At 74.8% G+C, this 13537-nt stretch carries 12 protein-coding genes; 4 read left to right on the top strand and 8 right to left on the bottom strand.

Annotation, left to right across the window (positions count from 1 at the left end):
• Position 1: 1 nt before the first annotated feature.
• The 3 genes from ACIQVZ_RS14265 to ACIQVZ_RS14255 form a co-directional block, all read right to left on the bottom strand.
• A complete protein-coding gene (locus ACIQVZ_RS14265; protein ID WP_350881444.1) occupies positions 2–424 on the bottom strand; it encodes a hypothetical protein in 423 nt (140 codons plus the stop codon).
• 197 nt (positions 425–621) lie between these two features.
• Entirely contained in the window at positions 622–1725 is a 1104-nt protein-coding gene (locus tag ACIQVZ_RS14260) for an RICIN domain-containing protein (protein ID WP_402449932.1), read from the bottom strand.
• A 74-nt stretch (positions 1726–1799) separates the two neighbouring features.
• Positions 1800–2915 (bottom strand): alpha/beta hydrolase, encoded by a 1116-nt coding sequence (locus ACIQVZ_RS14255; RefSeq protein ID WP_402449931.1) that lies wholly within the window; start codon positions 2913–2915, stop codon positions 1800–1802.
• A gap of 324 nt (positions 2916–3239) precedes the next feature.
• On the opposite strand from ACIQVZ_RS14255, the gene ACIQVZ_RS14250 reads away from it, so the two are divergent.
• Positions 3240–4289, top strand: coding sequence for a LuxR C-terminal-related transcriptional regulator (locus ACIQVZ_RS14250; protein ID WP_402449930.1), 1050 nt, complete (start codon positions 3240–3242; stop codon positions 4287–4289).
• A 51-nt stretch (positions 4290–4340) separates the two neighbouring features.
• On the opposite strand, the gene ACIQVZ_RS14245 is transcribed toward ACIQVZ_RS14250, so the two are convergent.
• A complete protein-coding gene (locus ACIQVZ_RS14245; protein WP_402449927.1) occupies positions 4341–7091 on the bottom strand; it encodes a M4 family metallopeptidase in 2751 nt (916 codons plus the stop codon).
• 238 nt (positions 7092–7329) lie between these two features.
• Between ACIQVZ_RS14245 and ACIQVZ_RS14240 the strand changes: the two genes are divergently transcribed.
• The gene (locus ACIQVZ_RS14240) at positions 7330–7983 is read left to right on the top strand and encodes a methyltransferase domain-containing protein (protein ID WP_350881454.1); all 654 of its coding nucleotides are present in this window, start codon (positions 7330–7332) and stop codon (positions 7981–7983) included.
• Here the strand turns inward: ACIQVZ_RS14240 and ACIQVZ_RS14235 are convergent.
• Both ACIQVZ_RS14235 and ACIQVZ_RS14230 read right to left on the bottom strand, forming a co-directional pair.
• Entirely contained in the window at positions 7962–8723 is a 762-nt protein-coding gene (locus ACIQVZ_RS14235; RefSeq protein ID WP_402449925.1) for a helix-turn-helix domain-containing protein, read from the bottom strand. The genes ACIQVZ_RS14240 and ACIQVZ_RS14235 overlap by 22 nt on opposite strands.
• A 217-nt stretch (positions 8724–8940) precedes the next feature.
• Complete coding sequence (locus ACIQVZ_RS14230; protein ID WP_402449924.1) at positions 8941–9528, bottom strand: hypothetical protein; 588 nt, start codon at positions 9526–9528, stop codon at positions 8941–8943.
• A 281-nt stretch (positions 9529–9809) separates the two neighbouring features.
• Here ACIQVZ_RS14230 and ACIQVZ_RS14225 point away from each other — a divergent pair, with 281 nt between their 5' ends.
• Positions 9810–10808, top strand: a complete 999-nt coding sequence (locus tag ACIQVZ_RS14225; RefSeq protein WP_402449922.1) for an NAD(P)H-dependent glycerol-3-phosphate dehydrogenase — start codon at positions 9810–9812, stop codon at positions 10806–10808.
• A gap of 126 nt (positions 10809–10934) precedes the next feature.
• On the top strand, positions 10935–11396 hold the full coding sequence (locus tag ACIQVZ_RS14220; protein ID WP_350881472.1) for an SRPBCC family protein: 462 nt from the start codon (positions 10935–10937) through the stop codon (positions 11394–11396).
• Positions 11397–11428: 32 nt separating this feature from the next.
• Here the strand turns inward: ACIQVZ_RS14220 and ACIQVZ_RS14215 are convergent, their stop codons facing one another.
• Both ACIQVZ_RS14215 and ACIQVZ_RS14210 read right to left on the bottom strand, forming a co-directional pair.
• Positions 11429–12106, bottom strand: a complete 678-nt coding sequence (locus ACIQVZ_RS14215; RefSeq protein WP_063352848.1) for a response regulator transcription factor — start codon at positions 12104–12106, stop codon at positions 11429–11431.
• The gene (locus tag ACIQVZ_RS14210) at positions 12103–13464 is read right to left on the bottom strand and encodes a sensor histidine kinase (protein ID WP_402449920.1); all 1362 of its coding nucleotides are present in this window, start codon (positions 13462–13464) and stop codon (positions 12103–12105) included. Before ACIQVZ_RS14210 ends, ACIQVZ_RS14215 begins: the two co-directional genes overlap by 4 nt.
• Positions 13465–13537: the final 73 nt, after the last annotated feature.

The following is a 13537-nucleotide window of genomic DNA, read 5'->3' as shown; positions in this document are numbered from 1 at the left end:
CTCACGTCGCGTCGGATCGCGCGAACAGGGTACGCAGGTGGCGTCCGTTGACCACGGTGGCCACCCCCGCCAGCGCCAGCCCGCACAGGGCCTGCTCGGCCTTCATCCAGAACGGGAAGGTCCCCGGCACGCAGATGATCACGACGATCGCCGCGATCATGACGGCCGAGATGATCCGCAGCCGCCGGTACGCCGCGTGCGAGCCGCGGGCGGCCCGGGTGGTGAACAGGGACGTGACCACGGCGCTGGCCACGACGAGGGTGCCGCGGATCCACACGGCCGGGTTCACCAGGTCGGGGTGGTTGCGCAGGGCGTAGGCGGCCGCCAGGGTGACGACGCTCAGGCCCAGGTAGGCGAACACCAGTCGCCTGATGGTGCGGAAGGCCCGGACGGTGTCGGGGTGGTGCACGTCGGTGGAGGTCATGCCCCCATGCTGTCCGCGCCGCGCCCCCGACCGGCAGTGTGCTGCCACACCGGCCGGCCGTGACAATTGTCAGCAGGTCAGGGCAGGTGACGGCGGGTCAGGGCGGGGCGGGGAAGGGGCGGGGAAGGGCCGGGGGACAGCGGGGCCGCCGCCCGGCGGGGCCGGGCGGCGGCTGGCTGCCGGCCGTGCGGTGGGGCTCAGGTGCAGCTGGTGAAGGTGGGGCTGGTGTTGGCGATGTAGAGGGTGGCGCCGCCGCTGGGGTCGGAGGTGAGCGGGACGGTGACGGTGTCCTCGGCGGTCCACGGGAAGCCGCGGGCGTCGAAGGTCCAGTTGCCGGTGACCTTGCGGGCGAGCTCGGCCAGCGTCACCCAGCCGTACTGCTGGGGCGGGACGTTGACGGTGACGGCGTTGTTGACGGTGGTCGAGCCCTGCCAGACGTTGTTGTAGTTGACGGCGGTCTTGACCGCGGTGGTGAAGACGCCGCCGGGGGCGCCGCCGGAGATTTCCGCCCCGATCTCGCCGCCGAGGGCGCTGGACCAGCCGGTCATGTTGGTGACCGCGAAGTTCTGCTGGGCGGCGCTGCTGGTGTTGTTGAACCAGATCGAGGAGACGCAGATCTTGGGCAGCGGCGCCGCGGGGGCCTCGCTCTTGACGGCCCAGGAGCAGGAGGAGACGTCCTTCTGGCACTGCTTGGCGGCGTGGTCGACGGCGAGGCTGCGGGCGGCCTGCGGGAAGCCGGTGGACCACTGCTGGTTGGCGGTGCCGTTGCAGGTGTACTGGTCGGTCCAGGCGTCGTCGTACTGGGCGCCGAGCAGCAGGTCCAGGCAGGTGTTGTCGCCCAGGTGGCGGATCATGAACGCGTCGGCGGCCCCGGCGACCGGCTGCAGGAACCACCGCTGGCTGGCCTGCCCGGCGCAGGTCTGCTGGCGCAGGGCCGGGGTGAAGAAGGCCAGGTCGATGCACTTGCCGGTGTCGTTGTTGACGATGGTGAAGGAGAAGTCGGAGGGGTCGACGCTCAGCCGCCAGGACTGGTGGTAGCCGGGCGCCGAGTTGGTGACGATGTAGGCGCCGTCGCCCATGGTGCCGTTCTGGACGTCGAGTTGGCGCCCGTTGCTGAGGGACTTGATGGTCAGGCACTGCTGCGGGGAGGCGCAGGCGGCGGCCGGCGCCGTGGCGGCGTGGGCCCGCGCGGTCGCGAACGGGGCGGCGGTGAAGCCCAGGGCGGCGCAACAGGCCACCAGGACGGCCGCGATCAGGCGCAGCCAGGGAGCCGGTCGGCTCGGGGTCGTGGCGGAAAGCACGGGGGCGGGTCCTTTCGTCGGGAACGGGGAGAGGGAGAGGGGAGAGGAGTCGGAAAGAAGGGGAGGGCGGCCGGTCAGGCGGCGGCGAAGGCCGCTTCCAGGCGCGGGACGTAGTCCACGAGGTCCTGCGCCCAGCAGCCCGCGCTGTGGCCGCCGTTGCAGGCGGTGCCCCAGCCGGCGCCGTTGCCGTAGTCGACGTAGCGGTAGCGGTAACCGAGGGCGTCCAGGCGGTCCTTGAGGCGCTTGGCGGTGCCCTCGGCCCAGAACTCCATGTCGGAGGCGCTGCCGTTGCCGTTGCCGGTGTAGACCGCGATGCCGGTGTCGGCGAGCGCGCCCACGCGGGAGACCGGGTCCGCGGCGTTCCAGCGCCAGTCGGCGTTGAACACCGGGTACGGCGAGCCGAAGATCGCGTCGCTGGAGACCGTGGGGCCGAAGTCGAGGCCGCAGGGCTTCCCGTCGCTGGGCCCGCACAGCACGGCGCCTGCGTTGACCAGGGTGGCGACCACGGCCCCGCGGATGATCATCTCGTTCACGGAGAGGTCGTTCGCGCCGGACATGGTGAGGACCTGGCCGAACAGCTGGGGCCGGTCCTGCGCGTAGTGCAGCGCGCCGAAGCCGCCCATCGACAGGCCGCCGACGGCCCGGCTCCTGCGGCCCGTCAGGGTGCGCAGGTTGGCGTCGACGAACGGGACGACCTGGTCGAGGTGGAAGGTCTCCCAGTTCTGCGCCCCGGCGGCGGTGTTCTGGTCGAGCCAGTCGGTGTACCAGCCGCGCAGGCCGCCGTCCGGGATGACGGTGATCATCGACTGCGCGGCGGTGAGGGCGGGGTAGGCCAGGGCCGGGTCGCTCGGGTTGTCCGAGGCGCCGTGCAGGAAGTACAGGACCGGGTAGCGCTTGGCCGGGCTGGCCGCGTAGTCGGCGGGCAGCAGGATCCGGATGGTGTGTTCCCCGGCGACCTGGGGTGTGGTGACGGTGAGCACGAAGTTGGTGGCGCTGCCGGTGGGGGCGCCGACCTGGGTGAGCCCGAAGCCGTCCTTCATCGGCGGCGGGGCGGGGGCCTCGGCGTGCGCGGCGGGCACGCCCAGCAGCAGGAGGCAGGCGGTCAGGGCGGCGACGGCCGTCCTGGCGTGCCGGAGCCGGGCGCGCAGGGGCCGCGCGGGCGGGCGCCGGGCGGGCTGGGCTGGTGTCAAGGGTCGTCCTTGGCCGTGAGGGTGCAGCCGTTCCCGGGGGGAACCGCTGGAGCTGTCTGAACACCGACAACTCTTGCGAGATCGCCCGGCCGTCCGCCAGAGCGACCTGCGGCGCACCTGGGCCACTGGCGCATGTGCGCCACCGGGGTGGGTAGCCTCCGACGGCCCGTCCGGGCGACACCGGCACGACGACAAGCCGACAAACCGACGAGCGGACGGGCCGACACAACGGCACAACGGCACAGCGACACAACGGCACGGCGCCGAGCTGACGAGCCGATGAGCCGACACACCGACACACCGACACACCGATACACCGACACGATGACGGGGGACGTCGTGCACGACGTGCTGGATCCAGACTCCGAACGCGGCCGGATCTACCGCTGCCTGGTCGGCCGTCCGCAGGCGCGGGCGGCGGAGCTGGCGGCCGGGGTCGGCCTCGGCGAGGGCGCCGTCCTGGCCGTGCTCAGGGAACTCGCCGACGAGGGCGTCGTCGTGGCCTGCAACGGCGGGGGCCCGCGCGACGACGGCCACCGTGACGACGGCCCGCGCGACGACGGCCACCGCGACGACGGCCACCGCGACCGCGCCTGGGAGGCGCTGCCGCCCGGCCGGGTGGTCGAGGCGGTGCTGCAGAGCGACGCCGTCCGGCAGGCCGCGGCGCGCCGGGCCGGGGCGGAACTGGAACGCCTCTACCGCTTCGCCCGGCGCGACGCCGGCACCTACGGCGCCCTGGAGGTGGTCGAGGACGCCGCCCAGGTACTGGCGGCCAGCCGGCGCCTCCAGCTCGCCGCCCGCCACCAGGTGCGGGTCATCGACGTGCCGCCCTACTCCGGCAGTTCGGCCTACTACCTCGACCAGGAGGTGCTGCAGCGCCAGCGGATGGCCGCCGGGGTCGTCTACCGCTCGATCTACCACGGCTGCGCCTTCGACGACCCGGTCGCGGGCCCCAACATGGCGCGCATGGTCGAGGCGGGGGAGCAGGCCCGCACGCTGGACGAGCCGCCGCTCAAGCTGGCCCTGGGCGACGACGACCTGGCGATCGTCACGCTGGCGGCCGACGGGCGCCCGGGCGTCGTCTCGCTGCTGATCCGGCCCTCGGGCCTGCTGCGGGCGCTGGCCGCGGTGTTCGAGACGCTCTGGCGGCTGGCCGTCCCGGCGTCGGTGTCCGCCGTCGACCTGCGGATCGGTGAGCGGGACCGCCGCATCCTGACCCTGATGGCCAGTGGTGCCACGGACGACGCCATCGCCCGGCGGCTGGGGCTGGGGCGGCGCACGGTGGTGCGCCGGGTATCGGCGTTGCTGGCCCAGCTGGGGGCCACCACGCGTTTCCAGGCGGGCGTGCAGGCGGCCCGGCGCGGTTGGCTGTGAGCCGTCCGCGCCGGGCCGGACCCCTGGGGGGTGGGGGTCAGGGAAGGATGGTCAGCAGGTGCCCGCCGCGCGGTCGCGCACGACCAGGTCGGTGCGGCCGGGGGTGGAGTCCAGCCAGACCACCCGGGTGCCCTGGTCGGCGGCGGGCTGGTCCTGGCCGCCCCGGTCGCAGGAGAGGCGCTGCGGGGTGCCGCCGCCGACCGGGAGCTGCCAGAGCTTGGGCAGTGCGGCGTTGGTCCAGCCGCCGGCGGGCTTGGTGCTCTCGACCTTGTAGGTGAGGGCCTGGTCGGAGGCGGTGAGGCTGCCGCCGCGCGTCGGGGCGTTCGGCGAGTCGGCGGCCAGCACCTCGGTCACGCCGGAGCCGTCCAGGGCGCCGGAGCGGACGGAGGCGCGGGCGGTCGCGCCGGCGGGGGTGTCCAGCCACAGCAGCCGTCCGCCGGCGAGCCGGGCGGAGGAGGCGCTGGTCGCGGCGGCGCCGGGGGCGGCGTGCGCGGTGTACTGGGCGGTGACCTTGCCGGCGGCGATCGAGTAGACGGTCGGCGCGGTGACGTACTGCTGTCCGTCCTGCCAGGACTCGGTCCAGGCGAGGTAGCCGTCCTTGAGGGTGAGGTCGTCCGGGTGGTGCCCGTCGGCCAGCGGCAGTTCGACCGCGGGGGCGCCGTCGTGGGACAGCCGGATGCTGGTGCGGTGGGTGGTGAAGTCGTTCACGGTGAAGGCGATGTCGCCGCCGGAGACCTGGGGGCTGCCGGGCTCCGTCCCGTCGGCGAGGAACAGGCTGCGGACCGGGCCGGCGCCGGACAGCGGTGCGGCCAGCAGTTCGCGGCTGTGGTTCTGGGCGGTGGTGCCGATGGCCTTCCACACGGCGGTGGTGCCGTCGGTGGCGGGCCAGCTGTGGTAGCGGCCGTCGTCCGGGCTGAGCCGGACGGGGGCGCCGCGCCCGGTGGTGGAGCCGGTGTACAGCGCGGTGGTGCTGCTGCTGTTGCCGCCGCCCGTGCCCTTGACCGGGTCGGGGGCGGGGGCCATCGCCACCCAGTGCCCGCCGCCGGCGGCCGGGGGTGCCATCGAGTAGGAGAGGTTGCGGGCCAGCGTGCGGCTGTCCATGCCGATCCGGTTCTCCCAGCCGGCCTTGATCCCGTGCGCGTCGAACGCGGATGCCACGGTGCGCAGTTGGGCGGGGCTGAGGCCGAGGTCGCGGCCGGCCGCCAGTGCCGCGTTGCGCCCGGCCACGAAGTCGTCGAGCGGGGTGAGGTAGGCGGTGAGCGCCCGGTAGACGAGGCGGTCGGCGGTGAGCGGGTCGAGGGTGCGCCGGATGTCCCACAGCGCGCCGCTGAAGATGGTGGCGTTGAGGTGCTGTCCGCCGTTGTCGACCGTGCCGCCGAGGTAGTCGTTCACGGTGGTGCGGTGGTCGTCCATCCGGCGGTCCGCGCAGGCCTCGGGGGTGCCGGTGCGGCACTTGCTCTCGCCGAGCAGCGCGGCCGCCGGGTCGTTCATGGACATGCCGCGGGCGGTGACCTCGATGGCGTTGCCGAAGTAGTCGGCGAGCCCCTCGTTCATCGCGCCGGCCTGGCCCATGCCGACCAGGTCGGCGGTGTTCGATATGACGCCGTGGGTCATCTCGTGCCCGGCGATGTCGAGGGCGGCGGAGAACGGGTAGTAGGAGGGGCCCGGGTTGCCGTAGACCATCTTCTTCCCGTCCCAGTACGCGTTGGCGTAGGGGGCGCCGTCCTGGGTGACGTTGACGACGGAGGTGATCGCGCCGCCCTTGCCGTCCAGGCCGTTGCGGCCGAACCGGTCGTGGTAGAAGTCGTACACGATACCGGCGTTGACGCTGGCGTCGGTGGCGCCGCTGGTGCCGGCGGAGGCCGGGAAGTCCGGGCCGGGGGAGTGGGCCGGGGGGAGGTCGGCGGGGATGCCGCCGCCGAAGTCCATCTCGTCCCGGCCGCCGGCGTCGTAGGTGGTGATGGCGGCGGGCCGGGTGAGGTCGGTGAGCTGGTAACTGCCGTCCGGCAGGCGGGCGATGTTCACCTTGACGGAGTTGCCGCGGGCGTCCGGCGCGGTCCCGGTGGCGGGTTCGAGGCCGGCCGCGGCGCTCCCGGCGGTCGGCGCCGGCGACGGGAGCGGGGCGCGGGTGTCGTAGGCGAGGGCGACCACGCCGACGGTGGCGTCCACGAAGACCTCGCGGGCCGCGGGCCCCCCGGTCGCCGGGTCGGCGGCGTGCACGGTGAAGCGCTGGGCGAGCCGGCCGGCGCCGTCCGGCAGGACGACCAGGCCGTGGTCCTCGGCGGTGGCCGCGGCCCGGGCCTTCGGGTCCTGGACGGAGCCGAGCGCCAGGTCCCGCAGGGCGGCGGCCGGGACGGTGGCGGTGGTCGGCACGGTCAGGCCGGTGAAGTACCTGCCGCCGACCGACTCGACGCGCTGCCCGGCGCCCTCGCCCGTCAGGTGCACCAGGTACTGCGCGCCGAACACGGGCACGCCGTCGTGGCGCTGCTCGAACCTGACGGTGCGCCGGCCGTCGGGGGTGCTCTCGGAGCCGACCTCGGCCAGCTCGCCGGGGTCGACGTGGTAGCGGTCGGCGTGGGCCGCGAGGTGGGCGCGGGCGGCGTCGGCGGGGCTGCCGACGGCCGGCTCGGCCAGGCCGGTGACCAACTGCGGGGCGGCGGTGTCCTGACCGGCCACCAGGGAGGGCACCGGGTCGGGGGCGGCCGCGGGCCCGGCCAGGGCGGGCGGCGCGGCCAGGGCCAGCGCCACCACGGCGGTGGCGCTGATGCCGAGTGCTGTGGACGTGCGGGAACGACGGGGCACGGAGGTCCTCTCGCAGGGCCGAACGGTGGTCGCGGCGGGCCGGCCGCGCCGGACCACCGCGACGATCACGATAAGTCATCCAACGTCATATGTCGATAGACTTTCTATGTGCCCGCGGAGGGCCGGAACCCGACCCCCGCAACCGGCCCGCAGCCGGCCCCGAAAACCCCCAACCCGCCCCGCCCGGCGAGCGATTCGTTCAAGACGCCACCACACCCCCCGGCCGACACTGACCCGCATGACCGATCGCGCCTTCACCCCCGCCGCCGGCCGCCTCGGCCCCGTACGCTTCTACGACCCCATCGTCTCCCTCACCCGCGAACGCCTGTGGCGCAGCCTGCTCGCCATGCACGTCGCCCCCCGCCCCGACGACGTGATCCTCGACGTCGGCTGCGGCACCGGCTCCCTGGCCGTCCTCCTCGGCCGCGTCGAACCCCGCGCCCGCGTCATCGGCGTCGACCCCGACCCCACCACCCTCGAAGTGGCCCGCCGCAAGGCCGCCGCCGCCGGCGTGACCCCCGAATGGCGCATCGGCATGGGCGACGCCGTCGCCGACCTCGTCGGCGCCGAAACAGCCGACACCGTCGTCTCCAGCCTCGTCCTCCACCAGTGCCCCATCCCCATGAAACAGGCCGTCCTCGCCTCCATGCACACGGCGCTGCGCCCCGGCGGCAAGCTCGTCATCGCCGACTTCGGGCGCCAGCGCACGGCCGCCATGCGCCTCGCGTTCCGCATCGTGCAACTGGCGGACGGCAAGGAGGACACCCAGCCCAACGCCGACGGCATCCTGCCCCGGCTGATCAGCGAGGCCGGCTTCCACGGCGTGCGCGAGACCGAGACCGTCGCTACGCTCACCGGCTCGCTGTCGTTCTACGTCGCCCGCCGCGCGTAGGCCGCGCCCGCGCCGCCCGTGGGGTCCTGGCCGCCCGCCGGGCCGCCCGCCCGGCCCGAGGCGCGCAGCACCGGGAGCACCGCCGACGGCGTCAGCCCCGTCATCTCCCGCATCTGGCGGCTGAAGTGCGCCTGGTCCGCGAAGCCGCCCGCCAGCGCCGCCTCGGCGAGCGTGCGCCCCTCACCGAGCGCGTCGGCGGCGCGGGCCAGCCGCCGCCAGATCCGCCAGCGCGCCAGCGGCACCCCCAACTGCCGCCGCGCCAGGGCCCGCAGGCGCTGCGGCGACAGCCCCACCCGCGCCGCCAGCCCCGGCAGCGCGACCCGGTGGTCCGTCAGCGCCTCCATCGCCGCCCACAGCCGCACGTCCACCTCGGCCGACGGCAGCACCCCGGACGCACGCAGGTCCTCCTCCACCAGGTCCCGCCACTGGGGCGCCACGGTGACACCGTCACCGCACCCCGCCCGCAGCCGGTCCGCGAACGCGCAGTGCGGATCGACGAAGAACGCCGACACCTCCCGCACCGGCGCCATCCGGTGCCACACCATCGGCGCCACCACCACCGCCGCGCCCCGGTGCCGGACCCCGGCCCCGTCCACGATCGTCACCTCGTCACCCGCCGCCGCGACGGCGACCTGGAACGCGGCATGCCGGTGTGACGTGCTGTCCGCCAACGGCCCCCGGTACAGCGCGTACCCCGCGCCCACGACGAAGCGCCGCCCGATCCCCTCCCACTGCCCCATCCGCCCGATGCTGCCAGAGCACCACACCCACCACCCCGGATTCCGGCCACCCCTAGGGCGTGTTTCATCATTCGCGTCGGATCAGCGCGCGGCGTTGGGCGCCCGGCTGGGCGTGCCGGCGGAGCGCCCTCGTACTGGGCCGTACTTGGGTGCTTCGCCGGTGCGTCCAGCCGGGATGCCCGGCGTCGCGCGCCCGGCGGGAATGATGAAACACGCCCTAGCCCCTCAGGCCCACGTCGCGGGCCTTCCAGGCCAGGAACGCCGAGAACCGGACCGCGCCCGCCAGCCCGGCCAGGGCGAGCGCGATCCACAGCGGGATCCCGAGCAGGCTCGGCCGGCTCGTGATCATCCGCTCGCCGGGGAGCCACACCCTGGTCTCGTGCCCGTCCGGATACAGCTTCCCGGTGGGCCGCTCCTCGCTGAACTCCCGGTCGCCGACGCTCCAGTGGTAGGTGCAGCCGTAGACGTCGTGGCCCTGGTTCTGGTCGTCCAGCTCCCGGCCCGTCGTTCGGCAGCCCGTCACGGTGGCCGTGACGTGGGGCGGTTCGTGCAGCCGGGTCCGGACGGCGTAGGCGGCCTGCGCCGCCGCGAACACCGTGCCCAGGGCGAGTGCGAGCAGCACCACCAGCGCCACGAAGGCGGCGGCGTACTCGACGGCGGCGACCTGACGCAGCAGCGGCAGCGAGGCGCCGACGGCCGCCACCAGCGCGACCCCGCACACCACCAGCCACCACCGCCGATCGCCCGGCAGGTCCTGCGACCCCGCCCACACCACCGGCCCGGCCGCGCCCCCCAGCACCGCCACCCCCGCCACCACACCCACCGCACACCGCCGGTGCAGCGCCCCCCACTCCACAGAAGCCCCGCGTCCCACCCCGCCCCCCTCTCCCCGTTCACCCGCCCACCCTCGCCACCCCCGAGGACGCCCCCGTCCGACGCCACGGTTTCGGCCCGCGCCCGCATGCTTCCCACTCCGGACGGGCGCCGCGCCGTCGCGCTCACCCTGCGCCGCCGCTGACCGGCGCCTGCACCCCCAGGCGCCAGTAGGCTGCCCCTCAGCTCCCCACCAGCACGCGGAGGTAGAGGATGACCCGGGTCGCCGTACTGTCGGCCGGATCGTGGGGGACCGCCTTCGCCCTGGTCCTCGCCGACGCCGGATGCGACGTCGTCCTGCACGCGCGCCGCCCCGAGGTCGCCGACGGCATCAACACCCGGGGAGTCAACCCCGACTACCTGCCCGGCGTCACACTGCCCGGCACCGTGAAGGCCACCACCGAAGCCGACGTCGCCCTGGCCGGAGCCGACGTCGCCGTCCTGTCCATCCCCTCCCAGACCCTGCGGGCCAACCTGGCCGCGTGGGCGCCCCTGATCGAGCCGGACACCCTGGTCGTCAGCCTCATGAAGGGCATCGAGCTCGGCACCGGCCGGCGCATGAGCGAGGTCATCGCCCAGGCCGCCGCCCTCGACCCCGCCCGCGTCGCCGTCCTGTCCGGCCCGAACCTGGCCCGCGAGATCGCCGCCCGCCAGCCCGCCGCCAGCGTCATCGCCTGCACCGACCACGACGCGGCCCGCCGACTCCAAGCGGCCTTCCGCACCCCGTACTTCCGCCCCTACACCCACACCGACGTCGTCGGCTGCGAACTCGGCGGCGCGGTCAAGAACGTCATCGCGCTCGCCGTCGGCCTGGCCGCCGGCCTCGGCCTCGGCGACAACGCCAAGGCCACCCTCCTGACCCGCGGACTCGCCGAAACCGCTCGCCTGGGCACAGCGCTCGGCGCCGACCCCGCCACCTTTGCCGGACTGGCCGGCCTCGGTGACCTCACCGCGACCTGCCTCTCCCCGCTCTCCCGTAACCGCACCTTCGGCGAACACCTCGCCCGAGGCCTGACCATCGGACAGGCCGCCACCGCCACCGGCCAGACCGCCGAAGGAGCCAAGTCCGCTTACTCCATCCTCGACCTCGCCCGACGACACCAGGTCGAGATGCCCATCACCGCACTCGTCGTCGCCATCCTCGACGGCACCGTCACCACCGACCGCGCCGTCGACCTGCTCATGGCCCGCACGCCCAAAGCCGAACGGTAGGCGGCGGCATCGCCACCCCCGAGGACGCCCCCGCCCGATGTCACGGTTTCGGCCCGCGCCCGGTCTTCATCGGTGAACAGGGCGCGGCCGACACCCGCGCCCCCCGCTGCAGGAGAGGGACGAGCCATGGAAACCGTGACCGTACGACGGGTCATCGCGGCGCCGATCGCCGAGGTGTTCGACTGGTGCGCCACGAGCACCAACTACACCCGCTCCCCGTTCGTGCTCAGGGCGCGCCTGGCCCGGCCCGGGGAGGGCGCGCCCTACGGGGTGGGGGCCGTGCGGCTGCACACCTGGCTGATCGGCTGGTTCAACGAGCGGATCACCGCCTACAACGCCCCGCACGGCTTCGACTACACCGTCGACCGCAGCTTCCCGCCGGCCCGGCACGAGTTCGGCCGGATGACGTTCGAGGAGGTCCCCGAGGGCACCCTGGTCGTCTGGGCGACCGGCTTCGCGATCCCCGTCCCCCTCGTCGGCGCGGCCCTGGCCCGCCGGGTCGGCAAGCCCGTCATCGCCCACGTGTTCGGCGCCATCCTCGCCGCCGCCGCCACCGACCTCGAAGCCGCTCCGAAGAAGCGCCCCTGACGCCGTACCCCCCGCGGCAGGAGCGTGACGGCTCAGGCCGGCGGGTTCGGCCGGTTCAGTCCGCGGTCGTAGGCGAAGATCACGGCCTGCACCCGGTCCCGGGCGCCGATCTTCGCCAGCACCCGGCTGACGTGCGTCTTGACGGTCGACTCCGCGAGCACCAGGCGCTGGGCGATCTCGCCGTTGGTCCAGCCCCGGCCGACCGCGACCAGGATCTCGCGCTCGCGCTCGGTCAGGGCGTTCAGCCGCGGGTCGTCCTCGGCGGCCGCGCCGGGCGGGCGCACGGGCAGGTGGTGGGCGTAGGCGTCCAGGAGGCGCCGGGTGATGGCGGGAGCGACGACGGCGTCGCCCTCGGAGACGGCGCGGATCCCGGCCAGGAGGTCCTCCGGGCGGGCGTCCTTGAGGAGGAAGCCGCTGGCGCCGGCGCGCAGCGCGGCGTGGGCGTACTCGTCGAGGTCGAAGGTGGTCAGGACAAGGATGCGCGAGCGCCCGCCGGTGGCGACGATGCGACGGGTGGCCTCGATGCCGTCCATGCCGGGCATCCGGATGTCCATCAGGACGACGTCGGGCCGCAGGTCGGCCGCCAGGCGCACGGCCTCGGCGCCGTGCGCGGCCTCGCCGACGACCTCCGTGCCGGGCTGGCTCTCCAGCAGCATCCGGAAGCCGTACCGCTGGAGCGGCTGATCGTCGACGATGAGGACCGTGGTCACGTCAGGCCGCCTGTCGGGTCGAAGTCGGGGTCGGGACCGGAGGTGAAGGCACTGGGTCCGTCGGGTCCGTCGGGGGTGAGGTCGAGGACGGCCTCCACGGTCCATCCTGCCCCGGGCCCGGGCCCGGCGGTGACGGTGCCCCCGTACAGGGCCGCGCGTTCGCGCATGCCCGTGAGACCGTGCCCCTCCTCGCCCGCCGTCCCGCCGCGCACCGCCCCGCCGGGCGGACCGCCGTCCCGCACCCGCACCCGCAGCCGGCCGCCCTCGGCGGCCAGCGTCACGTGCACCCGCGTCTCGGGCCCGGCGTGCTTGAGGGTGTTGGTGAGCGCCTCCTGGACGATGCGGTACGCCATCAGCTGCACCCCGCGGTCCAGCCGCCCCACCTCGCCGCGCGCGGTGTACACGACCTGCGGTCCGGCGGCCCGGATGCGCGCGCACAGCCCGTCGAGGTCGGCGATGCCCGGCTGCGGCGTGAACTCGGGGCCCTGCTCGCCGCCCTGGTCGCGCAGGACACCGAGCATGCGCCGCAGCTCGCCCAGCGCCTGGCGGCTGGTCTCCCCGATCAACAGCAGCGCCTCCCGGCCCCGCTCGGGGGAGGCCTCGGTCGCGTACGCGCCGCCGTCCGCCAGGGTGATGATCACGGACAGGTTGTGGCCGATGATGTCGTGCATCTCCCGGGCCACCCGGGTGCGCTCGGTGGCGGTGGCCAGCCGGCTGCGCTGGTCGCGCTCGACCTCCAGGCGCGCCGCCCGCTCGCGCAGCCCGGCGAGCTGGGCCCGGCGGATGCGCACCGCGATGCCGACGGCCACCGCCGCCGTCGCCGCGCTGAACAGGAAGAACAGCGCGTCCCCGACCGGCAGCCCGCCGGACAGCTCCACCGCGACCAGCGCCGACGCGCCGGCCATCGCCGCGCACGCCCACGCCAGGTGCCGCAGGCTCCCGTGCAGGGCCAGGCTGTAGAGGGCGACGAGCAGCGCGACGTCCGCGCGCAGCGCCACCCCCAGCGACCACTGCAGGACGAACACGGCCGCGACCGCCGCGAACGCCGCCGCCGGTCGCCGCCGGCGCCACAGCAGCGGCAGCAGCAGCCCCGCCTGCAAGGCCAGCATCGCCGCCAGCGGCGGGCGGGCGAAGACGATCCGGTGCTCGCGCGCCCGCTCCCCGCCGTCGTGGAAGGGCAGCAGGTCCGGCAGGCAGAACAGCAGGAAGACCGCGGCCACCACCGCGGTGTCCAGCACCCACGGGTGGTCGCGGTCCGCCTGCCGCGCCCGCTGCCCCAGCCGGGCCAGGCGCGCGAACACCGGGTACCCCGACAGCGGGTCGCCCCCCGCCCCCGCGGCGGTGTCGTGCTCGCTCACGGCGTCACCTTCGTCCAGCTCGTCCGGAACGGTCGTCACCTTCGTCCAGCTCGTCCGGAACGGTCGTCACCTT

This window comes from Kitasatospora sp. NPDC098663 (genome assembly GCF_044760075.1).
Lineage (GTDB): Bacteria > Actinomycetota > Actinomycetes > Streptomycetales > Streptomycetaceae > Kitasatospora.
This window is presented reverse-complemented; position numbering and strand designations above follow the sequence as displayed.